Consider the following 18,750-nt stretch of genomic DNA (forward strand, 5'->3'; position numbering starts at 1 on the left):
TTCCAGTCAAAAGCCATATTTTTATACCTCCCATAAGTCGAAGCCACTTGGCATTCTGCTTCCTTTTTCTCAGGACTGTCCTTTATAATTTTAGTTCAATATCTGTCCCATTAAATGAAGGTAAGGTAGATGCCAAAATTCACAATAGACCACGAAAGCAGTCAGAACGCCGAAGAGGCTTACAAAAAAATTAAAGAATTCCTTTCAAACGATCAGGACATTCGACGCTTTGACCCAAAGCTTCAATGCTCTTTTGACGATGGCGGGAAGAAAGCAGCTTTGAAAGGAGCGCAATTTAAAGCGGATATGACGGTGGCTTCCGCTGGCGCAGGCAGTAAAGTCTCCGTGACTGTCGATCTGCCGTTGATGCTTACTCCGTTCAAAGGTAAAGTCCAAGAAACTTTGCAAAGGAAACTGGCTAAGTATCTAGGCTAAAAACTCTATGGCAAAAACCAAGGCTAAGTCCCCTTCTTCCGAAAAATCTAAGACAGCTTCAAAGACTGCTAAAAAAGCGGCTCCTAAGAAGGCTGCGTCTGTGCCCAAGCCGGAAAAGGTCGAGCCGAAGAGTGTTGTCGCTGAGATCGTCGAAGATCAACATCACGACGACATTCATCCTTCCGCTGAGGCGGAAAAGGCTTATGCCGTTTCTTCGCATGACGAGGATTTCGATATTCACGAAGCCGCTGAAGATTCGAAATCCCTTGCGGTCGCTGATAACTCCAAAGCGATCACTTCCTCTGATCCGTTGGTGATGTATTTAAATGAAATTCGTCGCTACAAGGTTTTAACCAAAGAAGAAGAAACGGCTCTCGCAAAAAAGTATTTCGAATCCAAGGATCCCGCGGCTGCCGAAGCTTTGGTCAAAGCCAACTTGCGTTTTGTCGTCAAAGTCGCTGCTGAATATTCCAAATTCGGTTCAAAAATGATCGACCTTATTCAGGAAGGCAACGTGGGTCTTATGCACGCGGTTCGTGAGTTCAATCCGTACAAAGGTGCGCGTTTGATCACGTATGCCGTGTGGTGGATTCGCGGTTACATTCAAGAGTTCCTGATGCGCCAGTATTCTATGGTGAGAATCGGAACGACGCAAAATCAACGCAAACTTTTTTATCAACTGCAAAAAGAAAAAGAAGCGTTGGATGCTATGGGCATTGAACCCAACACCGCTTTGATCAGCAGTCGTCTGGGAATTCCTGAAGACGAAGTTCGCGATATGGCCATGCGTATGTCAGGCCGAGACATGAGTTTGGATCGTCCTGTCGATGAAGATTCTGGAACGAGCTTCGGAGACCTTCAAAAAGACGTCAACGACCAGCCTCTGGATGAAGTCCTTGCCAAAGAGGAGCAGCTTGAGATTTTAAAGAAAAAAATCGAAGAGATTCGTCCAGAGCTCTCTGACCGAGAGAAAATCATTTTAGATGAGCGCATCTTGAATGACGACCCTTTGACTTTGCAAGAGATCGGCGAAAAGTACGGCATCACCCGCGAAGCCGTCCGCCAAATGGAAGCGCGCCTGATGAAAAAGATCAAAGCCAAGATGGATGAAGAAGCTTCTGAATAGAATTTTCCGTTAAAGATAAATCACGTCATTTTGCAAGAGCGGCTCCACCGTTTTATAACCCTGTGGATGCGTTCTATGCCATTGCCAGGCATGCTTCACAATATCTTCCAAATGAGTGTACTGCGGCTTCCAACCTAAATACTTTCGGATTTTTTCACTTGAAGCAATCAATGTCGCCGGGTCACCCGCTCTGCGCGCTTCTTCTTTCACCGATAGTTTTCTGCCAGTGACCGCTTCGCAGGTTTTGATAATTTCTTTGACGGAAAATCCACGCTCATTTCCTAAATTATAAACTTCACACTTTTCACTGCCTAAGGATTCCAACGCCAGAATGTGCGCATCAATCAGATCCATCACATGAATATAATCACGAATGCAGGTTCCGTCCGAAGTTGGATAATCGGTTCCAAAAATTTTGACTTCCGCCCAAGGATCCAAGGTCGCTTTCAGAACTCGTGGAATCAAATGTGTTTCAGGATCATGGGCTTCGCCTATATCGCCTTCAGGGTGTGCTCCCGCTACATTGAAGTATCTTAAGACCGCATATTTTAATCCGTAAGCTGCAGCAAAGTCCTCGAGCACCATTTCCGTCATGAGCTTGCTGCGACCATAGGGATTTATGGCGAGTCTTGGATGTGATTCCACGATCGGGCATTTTTCCGGATTGCCATACACCGCAGCCGTGGATGAAAAAATAATCTTGTTCACCTGCGCATCACGCATCGCCATTAAAAGGTTGAGCGTATTGCCTAAATTATTTTGATAATACTTGTGGGGATTTAAAACACTTTCTCCGACCTCTATATTCGCTGCGAAATGTAGGACTGCTTCAATTCCATGCGCGCGAAAAGCACTATTCAGTCCTTCAAAACTATTTGTGTTTCCAAAAATGAATTCCGCCCTGTCGTCAACGGCCGTACGAAATCCCGTAGAAAGATTGTCATAAACCACTACACGGTGCCCACGATCTAAAAGTTCTCGCACAGCATGACTGCCAATATAACCTGCGCCTCCCGTTACCATTACACGCATAAACTCCCCTACAATGGTGACTGGCTGAAGCTGGGCCAATCAGAAATATTTTTACTTAAGCAGACCTTTGCTAAATCCAAAGATTCCCCTATCACAACGTGCATATCCAAATAGCGATAAGTTCCCAGACGCCCGATAAAAGTGACTTTGTTTTCTTGCTCGGCCAGTTCAACGTATTTTTTTAAAAGTGTGAGGTCTTCGGGCAGGCGCAAAGGGTAATAAGGAGTGTCTTCAGGTTTTGCAAAGTCACTGTACTCTTTAAAGCACACGGTTTTTTCGTGAGTTTCCCACGGAGAAAAATGCTTATGCTCCGTGATGCGTGTGTACGGCACTTCGGCTTCGCAATAGTTAATGACGGGATTTCCCTGAAAATCTCCTTGAGCGACGAACTTTTCAAACTTCAAAGTTCGGTAACGCAAACGGCCCAACTTGAACTCGAAGTAGCTGTCAATCGGACCACTCCAGAATACATGGTGGTAAAGATCTTTTTCCTGAGGCTTGAATTTTTGTTTTAGTCGCACTTCAATATCGTCGTGTTTCAGAATTTTCTGAACAATGGGAGTGTAACCTTCGACAGGCAATCCCTGATATTTTTGATTATAATAATTATCATCATAGTTAAACCTAACAGGCAGGCGCTTAAGGATTGAAGCGGGAAGTTCTTGAGGTTCAACGCCCCACTGCTTTTTTGTATAGCCGTAGAAAAAACTTTTATAGAGAGCGGAACCTAAAAACTTAAGAGCCTGTTCTTCGAAGTTTTGCGGTTCGGAAATGTTTTTTTTAGAAAGATTTTTTAAAAAATCCTCGGCCTCTTGCGGATTCATTTTCTTTTTAAAATATTGATTGATGGTCAAAAGATTGATTGGCATGGAGAATACGCCCTCTCGAGTCACGGCTTTCACCCGATTGACGAAAGGAACAAATTCAGACCAGCGGTTGACGTAATCCCAGACGTCTTTTCGGCTCGTATTAAAAATGTGAGGACCGTATTGATGAAGAAGTATTCCCGTTTCATCATCTCTTTTAGTAAAACAGTTTCCGGCGATATGATCCCGTTCATCAAAAACAGTCACTTGAAAATCTCCTGTTTCGACAAGTTCACGGGCTAAAACCGCCCCTGCAAATCCGGCTCCCGCAATAGCGATTTTGTGTTTCATGCACATCTCCTTTAAATACTGACTTCAAGTTCCCGAAAATACTTCTCCAATCCTTCCTCGATACTCGGAAGAAGACGATGATACCGTTCACTTCTTAAGACACTGTTGTACGGTCTTCGCGCCGGCTTATTCAGGTCTGCAAAAGGACATGGAACCACCAAATGTTTTTTTAACCGTTCCGTTCTTTGCACAGCGAGAAGAGCAAACTCGCTCCATGAAACGTCGCCATCATTGACCAGATGAACCAGGCCTGTTTCTTTGTCCATCAAAAGGTCCAAGCTGACATTGGCTAGATCCGGAATATAAGTGGGTGAAATCCGGACATCTTGCGCGGCAAAAAAATGTTGTTTTTGCTGAAGAGCACGCAAGCACGAAGTAATGAAATTGTATTCATCCCAAGGGCCAAAAAAAGCGCTGGTGCGAATAACCAAGGCTTCCTGATTTAGTGACAGAACTTTTTGTTCCGCGACAGCTTTCGAATAACCATAGATGTTTAACGGACGCGCCTCATGGCTTTCTAAATAAGGATTTTCTGACTCGCCATCAAAAACAAGATCCGAAGAAAACGTCATGAGTTGAATATTTTTTTCCAAACATTCCAACGCGAGAATTTCCGGACCATGGACGTTTTCCCGAAAACATCTTTCGACATCGCTTTCCGCCTTGTCCACCTTGACGTATCCCGCCGTATTAATAACGGCCCAAGGATTGAACTCCGTAAGAATTTTTAAAACATGATCTCTTCGAGTAATATCTAACTGAGCACGCGATAGCAGACGGAATGGTACATTTCTTCTGGCGCAAATTCTGGCGAAAGCCCGCGACAACGTACCTCCGCCACCAGTAATTAAAATGGGACGGCCCTTCACAGGATTCAACGGAGTGAAAATCTCATTGGGCGCATACAGAATTCGCGCCGGTGTATTCCAAACTCCCTGTTGTTCCAAAAGTGGATGGGCAAAAGATTTTTCCTGAGCGCAACTTTCTAACATGTCCGTCAGCAAGGTTCTACGCGGATTTCCGTCAGCTGAACGCAGATCGAAGACACCAGGCTCGTAAAAATAATTATCCTTCGTACAAAGCTCGTTCCAATCGAAACTCCCTAAAAGACTCCATGCCGTTACAGCTTGAATCGGTATTTGCTGTGCTCGTAAATTTTTTGCACTTTGCCAAACCTCATTAAACCAACGCAACTGACTTTCGCGAAATCCGCGGCAATGAACTTCGGTGACTGCCATGGGCCGTTCATAGCGTTTCCACGCTTCTAAAAGGATGGACTCGACAGACGGAGGTACGACTTGGCCAGTATCAACGGCGCCAACATCGGCATAGAGATCTCTGCCGTTACCGCCATGAAACAAAGGAGGATATAAATCCAAGCGGTGATCCAAGAAACGATTGCTGAGATGGTAATGGTTAAGCCCCAGCACATCGATGCCACAGTGGTGATCTTGCATCCACAAAATTTCTTCCTCTTTAAGTTCTTGCAAAAGATAGTCGTAAAGAGAATGGTCGCAGGCTACTTTACCAGTGAGAAAATCAAACGAAAGCCAGCGTCTTTCATTTTCAAAATCGCTTTGATACTGCAGCGAAGAAGTACTTTGAGCTTTTCCCAAATCTTCGGTTTGAATAAGTCTTGCTTGTGGGTTGACCGCTTTGATTTCATTCATCGCAAGAACAGTGGCTTTACACTGGTTAAAGACAGCTCTAATAAAATCGGCGTCATTCTTTTTATGCGGATACCAGTGTCCATAAAGACAACTAAAACGGGCCGTGGTCAGAATTTCGTTAATGGGTGTATAATCTTGAACCGACGGATAGCGTTTCGCAAACGCCGCGGCATATTCTGCAAACTTTAGCGGAAAATCGACATCCGTCAACCGCGTGTGCGAAGGACCGCTTCCGTGATGAAGAAAGCCTGCAATCGGTATGAGATTTAATTTTTTCAATTCATCCATCCGGGCATCCGACCATCCCCACGAGGGTCTTCCGTCAGGACATAACTGCTCCCACAGAAACGGATAACGAATTCTTTCAGCTCCTAGATCAGCAAAAAGACGCAAGTCGGTCATTCTTCGCGAATGCCCGCTTTTTTCAATCTGGCTGTAGTATGTGTCTTGCACACGATTTAAAGTGCACTCCACACCTATCCATAGCTTGAGAGGTTCCACGTTTGAAAAATCCATCAGTTCAGATTGTCATACGATCTGTTGAAAGAGTTTTTATTTTCCAAAACATGAGCTTCCATCTCCGCCATTTTTCGCCATGTTCTGTCCCAAGAAATATCTTTTAAAAATTGATCAATCTTTTCGATGCGAGCGGCATTTTTCTTAGTCGCCAGCACGCGCTCCACCCGGGCCACAAAGTCTTTGGCGCAGTCAGCGATTTCAACAAGCTTATTGGTTCCATAAGGTTCAACAACATCACGAATGGATGTCGAGACCACCGGCAACCCCGCCGCGAGGTACTCGGGAGTTTTCGTAGGACTTATAAACTGTGTCGCTTCGTTCTTTGCAAAGGGCATCAAAGCGCAATCCCAATTGCTCAGATAACGAGGAAGATCCTGATAATTCTTCTTTCCCAAATAATGAATATTCTTTTCTCGAGGCAAAGTCGCTGGATTGATTTTTACAACAGGTCCAATCAGAACAAATTCCCACTGGGGCCTTAAAAGAGCCATATCCTGCAAAAGCTCAAGATCCATGCGTTCATCAATGACTCCGACAAAACCCAAGCGGGGACGCTTGATATGTTTTTGGTCGGCTGGGTCGTCATGCGTTTCTCTGGCCGTTTTAAAATGGGCAGCGTCAATCGCACTTGGGAACGGATGTACGTTCATATGACGATCTTTTTTTGCTTCATAAAGTGAATAACCACCGGTGAAGACCAAGTCTGTTCTCATCAAAAGAAGACGCTCTTTTTCAATCAACGCAGGATCCGCGCCCTTAAACTTTGAGAGTTCATCCATACAGTCATAAATGGTAACAGCGGGCTGTAAATGATCCGAAAAATTAATAGCCATGGGCGTGTAATACCAAAAACTGTAATTTTGAATGTTTTCGCCCTCAAAGAGACTGTCGAGCAATCCGCGCATCACTTCGTCTTTTTCTCTTGGAGAAAGATGATTCGGCATATGGGGGACAACGACATGCAAACGGTCTTGAGTTAGACGAACATCCAAATAAGGACTCTCCATCTTTTCAAAAATGGGTTCTTCTACAAAATACACTCGGCGATAAAGAGCATATCGTGTCATCAAGTGTTGGGGACGTTGAAAAACAAAATCCCAACGAAGGTGCGAAAAAACGACAAGATCTGAATCAGTGCAAATTGCTTTCATGATTTTATTCCTCATTTTTCTTAATATTTCTTAAAAAGAAAATTCATGAAACCGTCGGACTGAGGCAATTGCAAACGAAAGGAAATTCTAGTTGCACAAAAACATGCTGCCAAAATTTCGTCCATGCTTTGAGATTAGAAAATAAACATAGACAGCGGAGAAAATTGTGAACACCCAACACGAGTTTAAATTTTTGCAATATCCTCGCAAAAACTTTGTGCGAAATAATTGGTCGAATTTAAACGGTCGTTGGCGCTTTTTGTTCGACGATGAGGAAGTTTACACCCACCCTTCGCAAATTTCGCAGTGGCCATTGGAAATCGAAGTGCCATTTGCTCCTGAATGTCCTGCCTCAGGGATTGGCGACACTGGATTTCACAATCGCTGTTGGTATCAAAGAACTTTTCAGTATTCGAAAAATTCAAAACGCGTTCTTTTGCATTTCGGTGCCGTCGATTACCAAGCCAAAGTGTGGCTTAATTCTCATTTCTTAGGATCACATGAAGGCGGTCACACGCCTTTCTGTTTTGATATTACGGATATTTTATCAGAATCCGGCGAACAAATTCTTTCGGTCTGTGCTGATGACGACCCTTTGGACTTAACCAAACCACGGGGCAAACAAGATTGGCAAAAAGATCCGCATAGCATCTGGTATCCCCGCACCACCGGCATTTGGCAAACAGTTTGGTTTGAAGAAGTTTCCGAAATCCATATCGCAAAAATTCGCCTTGCCCCGCAACTGGAACGCTGGGAGGTCGGTTGCGAAGTTTTTGTTGAAGGACCTTGCTTCAACGGACTACAGCTAAAAATCAAACTTTCCTGCGAAGGTAAAGTTCTGGCTAATGACACTTATGAAGTCGTTCACAAAGAAGTTCATCGTCGTATTGCTCTTTCAGATCCGGGTATCGATGACTATCGCAACGAGCTTTTATGGAGTCCGGAAAAACCAACCTTGATTCAAGTGCACCTTGAGCTTTGGAAAGGGGAAACTCTTTTAGACTCTGTCTATTCTTACACCGCTCTTCGCAGCGTTGCCTTTAGCGGCGACCGTTTTTTATTAAATGGAAGACCTTATTATCTGCGCATGGTTTTAGATCAAGGATATTGGCCTGAAACATTTTTGACTCCACCAAACTCGGAAGCCTTGCGACATGATATTGAGTTGGTGAAAGCTGCAGGTTTTAATGGCGTTCGTAAGCATCAGAAAATTGAAGATCCTGATTTTTTTTATTGGGCCGATCATTTGGGTTTGGTCGTGTGGGAGGAAATGCCGAGTGCCTACCGCTTTACTCATGACTCCGTCGAACGAATTGTGAAGGAATGGGCCGAAGTGATTGATCGCGACTTGGGACATCCGAGTATCATTTTGTGGGTGCCATTCAACGAATCTTGGGGAGTTCCCGACTTAGCAGAAAAAGAAAGTCATCAACATTGTGTTCAAGCTCTTTATCATTTAACAAAAACTTTTGATCCGACCCGCCCCTGCATTGGCAATGACGGTTGGGAAAGCACAGCCACGGATTTGTTAGGTATTCATGATTATGATGATCAACCCGAGCGCCTGATTAAAAAGTATGGCAGCAATCACAATATTGCCGATATTCTTACCCGTTATCGTCCCGGCGGACGTGTCCTCACGGTGGAAGGATATCCCCATGGAGGTCAACCGATCATGATCACTGAATTTGGTGGGATTGCGTTTGTCGACCGCAAAGGCAGCGACACTTGGGGTTATTCGGCAGTGCAGAGTTCCCGTGAATTACGCAATAAATACGAAAAACTGATGGAAGCCATCCATCGCATCGAAATTTTCTGCGGTTTCTGCTACACGCAGTTCACAGACACCTTCCAAGAAGCCAACGGCCTTTTCCGCGCCGACCGTACACCTAAGTTTTCATTAAACTCAATGGCACGAGCGACCCGCGGCGCTGGTTACAGTCGAGGCGAACTAACTTCAACGCCTCAACCCCCACCGCTCCCCGCTCCAGACACGGAAATTTAACCTATTTGGTTATTCCTAAATCTCAGAGTGGATACTAGAAAATCCACTTCGGCGGAACAACTGTTCCCCAGGTATAACCTATTCGCTCTTACGATTCTCAAACGGGCACCAATTCTGCTTTAAGGTCCGACATCAAGAAGGAAATTAATTATGGAAAGAACATTTTCAGATAAGGTTACTCTTCCCTCGTGGATCTTTATCGCTTCTATTTTTATTCACTCGTTGGCACCGGATCCCGCTCAGGATTTTGCTTGGCTGCTGTTAATGGTGGTTTATGTCGATACATATTTTCAAGCCGAGGGACAAGGTCCCCTTCTAAAAAAGATAACTATGACGCTTTCAATTATACTAAAACTTTTGTGGCTTGTAGGACTTGCATTCAACTGGATGCGGTAAAATAAAAAGGGCTCTGAATTTTCAGAGCCCTTTTTTTATAAATCTATTCTTAAAAAATTATGCGACTTCGAGTTCGCCAGCGCCAATTGTTGCTGCTAGTTTTGCACGAAGACGTGCGACTGCTTGCGCATGTAATTGGGAAACGCGGGACTCTGTCACTCTTAAAACTTGGCCGATCTCTTTCAGGTTGAGATCTTCATAGTAATAAAGGGAAAGCACCAAACGTTGTCTTTCTGGAAGCTCTTCGATAGCTTGAGCGACAACTTCTTTGATGTTTTTCACATTCAATTGATTGAATGGACTGTTTGTACGGGAACCTTCCAAAATATCCATGATGGATTTTTTGTCGGTATTGCTGAACGTCGTTGCCTGATCAATCGGAAGAAGACTGACAGGACGCACTTGGTTCACAAGATCATGGAATTCATCAATGCTGACATTGAGAGCTTTCGCCACTTCTTCGTCCGTTGGAGAGCGACCGAGATCGGCTTCCAATTGCACCATGGTTTTATCAAGAAGTTTGGCTTTATCACGGATAGAACGAGGAACCCAGTCTTGCGCGCGAAGTTCATCGAGAATCGCACCGCGAATACGGAATTCCGCATAAGTTTTAAACTTATTGTCGCGAGTAGAATCGTATTTCTCAATCGCATCCATCAAGCCGATCACACCGGCAGAAATCAAGTCATCCAACTCGATATTTGAGGGAAGTCTTACGGCGATCTTTTGCGCAATGAACTTAATCAACGGCGCATATTCTTTAATGAGATCATCTTTTTGATTAGCAGCAAGCTTACGTGGCTCTTCTTTGTACTTCTTCAACAATGCCGCATTTTTCCCCATATTTTTCCCTCTTAAGAACTATGTTAACAAACAGGTCCGAGTGCTGAAAGTCCAAATCTACTACGCAAATCCAACGACCTGGTCCCAGAACATCTGCATTCCGCCTGTCGTCTCGATTTGTTTGGAAGATTTCTCTATCTGGTTAGAAATTTGACGAATGGCTTTCGACGATTCTGCACCCACATCTTGTCTCACAATGAGACGTTGCATTTGAATCGCCTTACGCAAAACCACATCATTCGGAATCGAACCCCAGTAGTCCAGACCTATGTAGAGAAACTTGTTTACGACATCATTGAAGCGTTGATAAAGCCCCAATCCTTCTTGTTCATCACGCACTTGGTTGCACACGATCGAGAAGTGATTCACTTTGTAGTTCTTATTAAGAACTTTGATCAAAGCATAAGCATCCGCAAAACTTGCAGGATCCGGAGTGATCACCACAGACACTGTTTGCGCTGCTGAATTTAAAAACAAAACATTTTCGGCAATGCCGGGAGCCGTATCAATTAGCAAATAGTCAAAGCCCAAAGGCAATGCACTGACCGCTTCCACCATCGCTCTTCTTTCAAAGTGATTCATGTGATTGAATTCCACAACGCCACTTCCGCCGGGAATCAAAAACACATCTTTAGCGACCTCAACCAAGATGTCTTTCATCTCTTTGCGACCCGCTAAAATATCATGAATGTTTCCCTGGGTTTTTACTCCAAAAAGAATATCCACGTTGGCCATGCCTAAATCGCCATCCAGAATCAGAACCTTCTTCCCTCTTTGCGCCAAAGTCAGAGCGACGTTGGCCACCAGAGTGGTCTTTCCCACACCACCTTTTCCCGAAGTGATGCTGATCGTTCTTGTACGATGCATATCAAAGGAATTCATATTTCTCATACCGCTTCTGATTCCTGTTGTTTAAGTTTTGTAATTTTAAAAATTAAATCCAAAAGACGCTCTTTCGTCGCAAATTCAAAATCTTCAGGAACGCGTGAACCGATTCCAAAAGAGTGAAGTGGTACATCAAAGCGTTTCATAAAGTTGTAGATCGTTCCATGTTGAGTCGATTCATCCAAAGAAGTGAAGATCACGTCTTTGTAACCCAAAACAGAATAGCGACGGCCCAATTCAGTAGCATCACTGTCTTTCGCATTTGTTGAAAGAGTCAGATGAATATTTGGATTGAGTGCCGAAGGAGGTAACAAGCTCTTCAGCATTTGAATCTCTTCATTGCTCTTAAGGCTTAACCCTGTGTAGTCCACAAGCACGCAGTCGACATTGGCAAGGTAGCGCATCAAGTTTGTCCAATCGTTTTGTGTACGAATCACAGAGAATGGAACGTTCAGGATTTGTGCATAGATTTTCATTTGATCGGCCGCACCCACTTTGAAAGTGTCCGTTGTGAAAAGAGCAATCTTCTTGCCTTCGCGAACGACCATTTGGCTCGCCATTTTAATCAATGCCGAGGTCTTACCACTTCCTGCAGGTCCCACAAAGCAGTGAATTTTTCCGCCTGTTGGGTTGTGCGAGATCTTTGTAGAATCCAAAACGTGGCGGGCGACGAAAGCTTCCACCAAAGCGCGATTTTTAAGTTTCAACGCTGGCAAAGTTTCTTGAGCACTCGTCAAAATCTCCGCTGCGATTTCAGGAGCCATTCCTGCACTTGTGAGTTTTTCAAATACGAAACTTAAATCGTAGTTGATGCCATAGTCAGCACCCGGATGAGAACCTACAAATGTTTGTGGCATGTGCTGGAACTGAGTGATGACTTGTTTCAAGCTTGCGATTTCATTTTTAAGTGCTGCAATTTCAGCCGCTTCTGCTGCTGATGCTGAAGCTTTTTTAGCAGGCGCCGCAGGAGTCTGTTGTTGTGGTTGTGACTGTGCGTTTCTTCTCACAGTGCCTTTAAGAATGTCTTCTTGCTCTTGGAAAGCATTCAAAGCTCTTTGCGCTGCGGAACGAACTCTTTCTTCCGCCACTTGTTTTTGACGAGACAATTCTGCCTCATCTTCAATGTCGATATAACGACGTTGTGTGATGGGTGCTGGAGCTTGTGTTTTTTGCACATGCTTTTCCACCATCTTATGGATCAATTCTTTTTGTTGACGAGCCGGGCTCTTCAGGAATTTTTCACGATCCTGTTCACGAAGACGGGATTCTGCAAATTTCTTTTTTTGCAAAGTCTCTTCTGAAACAGCCGCTGTGATTTCCACGCTCCCCTCACCAACAAGGCCGAAGCTCTTGTTATTGTCGCGTGCTGAAAGAATGATGGCATCAGGACCTAACTGGGTCTTCACCATCTCAAGGGCTTCTTTCATTGTTCTGGCTTCAAATTTCTTAACCTGCATGGCTCATCTCCACGAGTGCAACCGATTGGACATCCGCATCTGAAGTCAATTCATTGTGCGAAAGCACAACTAGCTGAGGGATAAAACGGGACGTTAATTTATATAAATGACGACGCGAAGTCGGGCTTGTCAGAAGAATAGGCTGACTTGCCACTTCAGGGTGGTTTTCCACCGTACGAGCAATTTCGTTAATCAAACGGTGCGCCGACGTTGGGTCCATCACCAATTGAACACCTTGCTCTGTTTGCAGTAATGAATTTGCAATCAACTCTTCAATATTCGGATGCAACGTCATCACTGGAATATTGCCTTGATCCGTCGTGTACTTCGCCGTGATACCACGAGCAAGAGCGCGACGAACTTGTTCAGTAAGAACTTCAATATCTTTATTGCGAGGAGCTTCATCCGCCAATGTTTCAAAAATCGTCAATAGGTCACGGATGGATACTTGCTCTTTCAACAAACTTTGTAGAACGCGAACCACGGATCCCAATGACAATAGATCCGGGATAAGTTCTTCCACCACTTTTGGATGAGATTTCTTAAAGTTCTCAATAAGAGTCGACGCTTCCTGACGGCCGAGCAATTCATGCGCATGCGAACGCACGATTTCCGTAAGATGTGTTGCCATAACAGTTGGTAAATCCACGACTGTGTATCCAGCAATCTCAGCGTCTTCTTTGCGCGCCGGAGAAATCCAAAGCGCATCCAAACCAAACGCAGGCTCTTTTGTTGGAATACCTTCGATACGCTCCGCCACGTTTCCTGGATCCATGGCAAGCAAGGATTCCGGACGAAGAGTTCCACCACCCACACGATTTCCTTTGATCAGAACGCGGTATTCACCCGGAGCCAACTGCAAGTTGTCACGGATGTGAATACTTGGGACCACGATCCCCAAATCCAATGCGAATTGTTTTCTGATACTGACGATACGCTCAAGCAAGTCGCCACTTTGATCTGATTCGACGATATTGATCAAACCGTAGCCAACTTCCAACTCCACCATATCCAATGGTAACATGGTTTCGATGTTTTCTTTTTTGGGAGCTGCCAAAGCCGCATCGGACTGTTTCTTTTCCGCTTCTGCTTTTTCAAAGCGAGCTTTCTTGATAATCCAAGCCGTTCCACACAACAATCCACCCATCAACAAGAATGGAACTGTTGGGAGTCCCGGTACAAGCCCCAGCAAGATCAACACACCACCGGCAATCATCACCGCACGTGGTTTAACGAACAATTGACCTGTAACCTCTTCACCGACGTCTTTGTCAGAATTTGAAGTACGAGTCACGATGATACCGGCTGCTGTTGAGATCACCAGAGCTGGGATCTGAGCAAGAAGACCGTCACCGATCGTGAGCATTGTGTAGTATTTTGCGGCAGTGCTGACATCAAGGCCTTTTTGAATCACACCAATCGCCAAACCACCCAAGATATTGATCATTGTGATAATGATACCGGCGATAGCGTCACCACGTACAAACTTCGAGGCACCGTCCATCGCTCCGTAAAAGTCCGCTTCGCCTTCGATTTGCTTACGACGTTTGCGGGCTTCCGCTTCTGTGATGTGACCAGAGTTTAATTCCGCGTCGATCGACATCTGCTTACCAGGCATCGCATCCAAAGTGAAACGAGCTGCAACTTCCGCCACGCGGCCCGAACCTTTTGTGATGACCATGAAGTTGATGACCATCAAGATGATGAACATCACAAAACCGATCACGTAGTTTCCACCGACAACGAAGTTTGCAAACGAAGCGATTACGTCTCCGGCCGCTTTTTCGCCTTCATGTCCGTGAGTCAAAATCAAACGAGTCGTTGCCACGTTCAGTGACAAGCGGAACAGCGTCGTCATCAAAAGTAGTGACGGGAAAGATGTGAAATCCAAAGCTCTGTCGGTGTAGATACTCACCAAGAGGATCAAAACACTGATCGCCAAAGAGAAGGTCAAGGTGATGTCGAGCATAAACGGAGGCAATGGGATGATCATCACCGCCAGAATTGCAAGCAATCCAAACGCAATAAAAAGATCCGTGTTCTTCGTGATCTTATCGAATCTTTTTAAGAACTGAAACACTTGTTCCATTATCTTTTCTTCCTACGCAAACGATAAACATACGAAAGCACTTCCGCCACTGCGACGAAAAGCTCTCTAGGAATAACCTGTCCAATTTTCATTGTCTTAAAGATCGTACGAGCCAAAGGCTTGTTTTCCACGATAGGAATATTGTGTTCACGGCCGATCTCTTTGATCTTTTCCGCGACGTGGTCCGCACCCATAGCAATCAACTGTGGTGCCGGTAAGTTGTCCGTGTATTTCAAAACGACAGCAATATGTGTTGGATTCGTGATGATCACGTCGGCTTTAGGAACTTCCGACATCATTCTCTTACTCGCCATCTCCCTTTGGATGCGACGAATGCGAGATTTGATCATCGGATCACCCTCACGTTGCTTGTGTTCTTCTTTGACCTCTTGTTTGGTCATCATCATTTTCTTTTCAAGATCCCAACGCTGATAGAAGTAATCCGCCAAAGCGATGATGAGCATCACAGCTCCCACACCACCCAAAAGCTTCACCACCACAGCACCCAGATACATTAAAATTTGCTCGATAGAGAATGTGAGCATGTAAGGCACTTGACGAACTTCACCACGCAATAAGAAATACAAAACGACTCCCACCGCAGCCATTTTGAGCAAGGACTTCAGAGCCTCAACCACCGCGCGCAAACTGAACACGCGCTTGAAACCTTCTACAGGACTTAATTTTTCAAAGTTTGGAGACAGAGCGTCTTCCACTTGCAGGAAGCCCACTTGAAGAATGGAAGAAGCTGCGCCAATCACGCCAGCCATGCCCATCACCGGAGCCATGAGGATCAAAGCTTTCTCTCCACAGAAACGGAAGGCCTCCGTGAATTTACCTTCACGCACTAGCACAACCATGTCGTTTCCAAAGGAGTATTGAAAAACTTCGTAGAGATTTTTGAAGAAAAAACGACCCAAGGCATACACGCACCCAGCCGCCGCCAGTAAAATAACTGCCGACGCGAGTTCCTTTGTATGAGCAACGTTCCCTTTTTTGCGAAACTCTTCCCGTCTCGCATCCGTTGCCTGTTCGGTCTTTTCACCGTTCTCTTCAGCCATCTCGTTCCTTCCTAGAACTAAAAAGCTATTGTTATAAGTGTTTCATCACAGCAAATAGTTTGCTAGCTGTGATTTCAACTAGACCATTCATTTCTATAGCCATCAGCGGGAGACAGAGAAACACCACTGTCATTCCAAGCATGATCGTCACAGGCATACTTGTAACCAGGACGTTGATCTGGGGAACTGCTCTTCCCAAAATCCCCATCGCTAAGTTCGCAAGCAGAATGGTCACTAACACCGGAGCACACATCTTAATCGCCATTAACATCACGGTCTGACCGTAAACGGCCATCTCCGCAAATGGTCCCACATTAAGCGCAAGCGAGCTCACAGGCACAAGCTCGTAACTTTGCGCAATTGCACTGATCAACATGTGATGCCCATTGATTGCTAAAAAAACAAGAGTCCCAATTGTCGAATAGAATTGATCGATCGTGTTTCCATGCGATCCCAGCATGGGATTGTACATCTGAGATGCACTCAAACCCACGGACATCGACACCAAGTCCCCTGTCATTGTGACTACGAAGAAGAACAAGCGGGTTAAAAATCCCAGCGCTAATCCGACAATCAATTCGCGCACCGCTAAGCCAATGATATCATTCGAAATTAAAGCGTAGTCGACGTTGCCGACTTTCACCACCGGGAACAATAAAACGCTAAATACGATCGACAGGAGAACCTTGATAGCCACGGTGATCGTCGGAGAGCCGAAAACCGCTGAAGAAATAACAAAGGCGATCATGCGCAGAAAAATCAGCGCAAAAAGCAGGATCTGAGCCTCTGTCATTGAACTCCAGTTGATCACTCGGCTATTCCCTCACCATCACGGCAATATTTTCAAAAAGGTTCACCGTATAAGAACTCATCACGTCCATCATCCACGGACCTGCGAGCACAAACACCAACGCCACCACGATCATTTTTGGAATGAACGTGAGTGTTGCCTCGTTAATCTGCGTGAGCGCTTGAAATATACTCACAGCCAAACCGACAACCAGCGTGCTGATAAGCAACGGCGCTGCCAGCATTGCTGTTGTACGAAGAGCATCTTGTCCAAGTCGAATTACAAGTTCTTCTGTCATCTTTCACCTCTACCCGAAACTCTTCACCATAGAACCGATGAGCAGACCCCATCCGTCCACTAAGACAAAGAGCATGATCTTAAAGGGTAACGAAATCACAACCGGAGGAAGCATCATCATCCCCATCGCCATCAAAACGCTGGCCGCGACGATGTCGATCACGAGGAATGGAAGGAAGATGATAAAACCAATTTGGAAAGCCGTTTTAAGCTCAGAAACCACGAACGCCGGAACCAAAACCATTGTTGGAACATCCGCACGAGTTTTCGGTTTTTCCACTTTAGAAAGCTTCACAAACAACGCTAAATCCGAATCGCGAGTTTGATTGAACATAAACTTACGAAGCGGAGCCAAAGTATTTTCAATCGCCGCATCTTGAGAAATTTTTCCTGCAAGATAAGGCTGAATACCTTTTGTGTTCATTTCGTTGAATGCGGGTTGCATCACGAAGAAAGTTAAAAACAAAGACAAACCTACCAACAATTGGTTCGGTGGCATTTGTTGAACGCCCATCGCCTGTCTTAAGAAAGAAAAGACAATGATGATGCGAGTAAAACCCGTCATCATAATCAAAATCGCCGGTGCAAGTGTCAGCACCGTCATGATCAAAATCAATTTAACTGCATTCACAACTTCATTCGGATTATCTGTGGTTTTAAAACCCAGATTCACCGTTGGAAGAGTCACTTGTGCAAACGCGCTGGAACTGATCAAAAGAACCAGAGGCAAAAGAAGCAGACTCCAAAGAGTCCAGTTAATCTTTCTCACTGAAGAGACCTCATTCCTTTAAGACGTTTAGAAACGATATCTTTAATTCCACTGATCGCGAATTCTTCGTCAGCATCCAAGTCTTTTGCGGAACGTTTTTTAGGAGCGGGTGCAGGTTCCGCTTCGTCTTCGTTATTTTCGAAGTCCGCTTTTGTTGAACCTAAGCCGCCTAAAACTTTTCCGAAATTTTGCGGAGACTCTTCAGGCACTTCATCGTCAAGCAATGACAAGGGCTTGATCATAGAGATGTTGTGGTCTGTGATACCGATCAAAATCGACTCACCAGCTACACGCACGATCGCCAAACTCTTTTTAGGTCCCAAGTAGTGCTGTTGCAAAACTTTGATCTGCGTTTGGTGTTTCATCGCGCGAGGAACTTTGTACTTACGGAGGAAAAAGTAAGCACCCGTTCCCACAAGTCCCAAGATCGAAAGAGTAAAGAGAATGCGGAAAACGCCGCTGCCTTCGGAGGAAGCCTTTTTGTCTTTTTCAAGATTCAAAGGAATTTCGGATTCTTTGCGGTTATCTACTTTTTTCTCTGTCGAAGCTACAGTCGCTTCTTGAGAAGGTGCGGATTCTGTTGCTGCAACTTCAGCGGGGGCCGCTGCTGTTGGAGCTTCTTCCGCCGCGTGGGCAGAAACCGAAAACACAAAGATTAACGAAAGCAACAAACGCATCTGAAACCTCTTATCTGAGCTGCTCTACGCGCTCAGCTGGAGAAATAATATCTGTCAAACGCACACCGAATTTCTCGTTGACCACCACGGCTTCACCGCGTGCGATCAATTTGTCATTGACGTAAACTTCCATCGGCTCACCGGCCAATTTGTTCAATTCAATGACACTTCCCTGAGTCAGATTCAAAAGCTCACTCACCGGCATTTTTGTACGGCCCAACTCAACTGAGACTTTAAGTGGGATATCCAAAATCAAATTCAAGTTACGATCATTTTGCGATGGAGCTGCCGCTGCTGCAGGCTTTTTCGCGCCATCCGCCGCTGCCATACCCGCCGCTTCCGCCACGAGTTGATCCGCCAAGTTGTCCAAAGTATCGTCACCCATTTATCC

The 18,750-nt window shown here is 45.1% G+C and carries 18 protein-coding genes; 4 read left to right on the top strand and 14 right to left on the bottom strand.

What is annotated here, in order from left to right; translation table 11 throughout:
* Positions 1-129 precede the first annotated feature (129 nt).
* Together ACLSSO_RS15755 and ACLSSO_RS15760 are read left to right on the top strand one after the other, a co-directional pair.
* Positions 130-435, top strand: a complete 306-nt coding sequence (locus ACLSSO_RS15755; RefSeq protein ID WP_295900199.1) for a polyhydroxyalkanoic acid system family protein — start codon at positions 130-132, stop codon at positions 433-435.
* A 7-nt stretch (positions 436-442) separates the two neighbouring features.
* Positions 443-1,561 (top strand): RNA polymerase factor sigma-32, encoded by a 1,119-nt coding sequence (locus tag ACLSSO_RS15760; RefSeq protein WP_413943381.1) that lies wholly within the window; start codon positions 443-445, stop codon positions 1,559-1,561.
* 9 nt (positions 1,562-1,570) lie between these two features.
* On the opposite strand, the gene galE is transcribed toward ACLSSO_RS15760, so the two are convergent.
* From galE to ACLSSO_RS15780, 4 genes are read right to left on the bottom strand one after another with little or no spacing between them, the layout of a single operon-like run.
* Positions 1,571-2,593, bottom strand: coding sequence for a UDP-glucose 4-epimerase GalE (gene galE, locus ACLSSO_RS15765; protein ID WP_413943382.1), 1,023 nt, complete (start codon positions 2,591-2,593; stop codon positions 1,571-1,573).
* An 8-nt stretch (positions 2,594-2,601) separates the two neighbouring features.
* A complete protein-coding gene (gene glf / locus ACLSSO_RS15770; RefSeq protein ID WP_413943383.1) occupies positions 2,602-3,750 on the bottom strand; it encodes a UDP-galactopyranose mutase in 1,149 nt (382 codons plus the stop codon).
* An 11-nt stretch (positions 3,751-3,761) separates the two neighbouring features.
* Entirely contained in the window at positions 3,762-5,921 is a 2,160-nt protein-coding gene (locus tag ACLSSO_RS15775) for a family 1 glycosylhydrolase (protein ID WP_413943384.1), read from the bottom strand.
* 14 nt (positions 5,922-5,935) lie between these two features.
* On the bottom strand, positions 5,936-7,090 hold the full coding sequence (locus ACLSSO_RS15780; RefSeq protein ID WP_413943385.1) for a glycosyltransferase family 1 protein: 1,155 nt from the start codon (positions 7,088-7,090) through the stop codon (positions 5,936-5,938).
* A 166-nt stretch (positions 7,091-7,256) separates the two neighbouring features.
* Here ACLSSO_RS15780 and ACLSSO_RS15785 point away from each other — a divergent pair, with 166 nt between their 5' ends.
* Positions 7,257-9,095 (top strand): glycoside hydrolase family 2 protein, encoded by a 1,839-nt coding sequence (locus tag ACLSSO_RS15785; protein ID WP_295900205.1) that lies wholly within the window; start codon positions 7,257-7,259, stop codon positions 9,093-9,095.
* A gap of 150 nt (positions 9,096-9,245) precedes the next feature.
* Positions 9,246-9,491 (top strand): hypothetical protein, encoded by a 246-nt coding sequence (locus tag ACLSSO_RS15790; protein ID WP_295900206.1) that lies wholly within the window; start codon positions 9,246-9,248, stop codon positions 9,489-9,491.
* A 57-nt stretch (positions 9,492-9,548) separates the two neighbouring features.
* Here ACLSSO_RS15790 and ACLSSO_RS15795 read toward each other — a convergent pair whose 3' ends face one another.
* Genes ACLSSO_RS15795 through fliN form a run of 10 tightly spaced genes read right to left on the bottom strand, consistent with a single transcriptional unit; the run spans position 9,549 to position 18,744 of the window.
* Positions 9,549-10,334: a FliA/WhiG family RNA polymerase sigma factor gene (locus tag ACLSSO_RS15795; protein ID WP_284607911.1), complete on the bottom strand. Its 786-nt coding sequence runs from the start codon at positions 10,332-10,334 to the stop codon at positions 9,549-9,551.
* A gap of 60 nt (positions 10,335-10,394) precedes the next feature.
* Positions 10,395-11,225: a MinD/ParA family protein gene (locus tag ACLSSO_RS15800; protein WP_295900207.1), complete on the bottom strand. Its 831-nt coding sequence runs from the start codon at positions 11,223-11,225 to the stop codon at positions 10,395-10,397.
* Positions 11,222-12,676: a flagellar biosynthesis protein FlhF gene (gene flhF / locus ACLSSO_RS15805; RefSeq protein WP_413943386.1), complete on the bottom strand. Its 1,455-nt coding sequence runs from the start codon at positions 12,674-12,676 to the stop codon at positions 11,222-11,224. Before flhF ends, ACLSSO_RS15800 begins: the two co-directional genes overlap by 4 nt.
* On the bottom strand, positions 12,666-14,765 hold the full coding sequence (gene flhA / locus ACLSSO_RS15810; RefSeq protein ID WP_295900209.1) for a flagellar biosynthesis protein FlhA: 2,100 nt from the start codon (positions 14,763-14,765) through the stop codon (positions 12,666-12,668). The genes flhF and flhA overlap by 11 nt, the downstream gene beginning before the upstream one ends.
* Positions 14,765-15,826: a flagellar biosynthesis protein FlhB gene (flhB, locus tag ACLSSO_RS15815; protein ID WP_413943387.1), complete on the bottom strand. Its 1,062-nt coding sequence runs from the start codon at positions 15,824-15,826 to the stop codon at positions 14,765-14,767. The genes flhA and flhB overlap by 1 nt, the downstream gene beginning before the upstream one ends.
* A gap of 31 nt (positions 15,827-15,857) precedes the next feature.
* Entirely contained in the window at positions 15,858-16,619 is a 762-nt protein-coding gene (locus ACLSSO_RS15820) for a flagellar biosynthetic protein FliR (protein WP_413943388.1), read from the bottom strand.
* A gap of 22 nt (positions 16,620-16,641) precedes the next feature.
* A complete protein-coding gene (gene fliQ, locus ACLSSO_RS15825) occupies positions 16,642-16,914 on the bottom strand; it encodes a flagellar biosynthesis protein FliQ (RefSeq protein WP_295905968.1) in 273 nt (90 codons plus the stop codon).
* Positions 16,915-16,923: 9 nt separating this feature from the next.
* Positions 16,924-17,682, bottom strand: coding sequence for a flagellar type III secretion system pore protein FliP (fliP, locus tag ACLSSO_RS15830; protein ID WP_295905967.1), 759 nt, complete (start codon positions 17,680-17,682; stop codon positions 16,924-16,926).
* Positions 17,679-18,359 carry a FliO/MopB family protein gene (locus ACLSSO_RS15835; RefSeq protein ID WP_295905966.1) on the bottom strand — a complete coding sequence of 227 codons (681 nt, stop codon included), beginning with the start codon at positions 18,357-18,359 and terminating at the stop codon, positions 17,679-17,681. The genes fliP and ACLSSO_RS15835 overlap by 4 nt, the downstream gene beginning before the upstream one ends.
* 10 nt (positions 18,360-18,369) lie before the next feature.
* Positions 18,370-18,744 carry a flagellar motor switch protein FliN gene (gene fliN, locus ACLSSO_RS15840; RefSeq protein ID WP_295905965.1) on the bottom strand — a complete coding sequence of 125 codons (375 nt, stop codon included), beginning with the start codon at positions 18,742-18,744 and terminating at the stop codon, positions 18,370-18,372.
* Positions 18,745-18,750: the final 6 nt, after the last annotated feature.

The sequence above is a fragment of the Bdellovibrio sp. HCB-162 genome, from assembly GCF_047344985.1.
Lineage (GTDB): Bacteria > Bdellovibrionota > Bdellovibrionia > Bdellovibrionales > Bdellovibrionaceae > Bdellovibrio.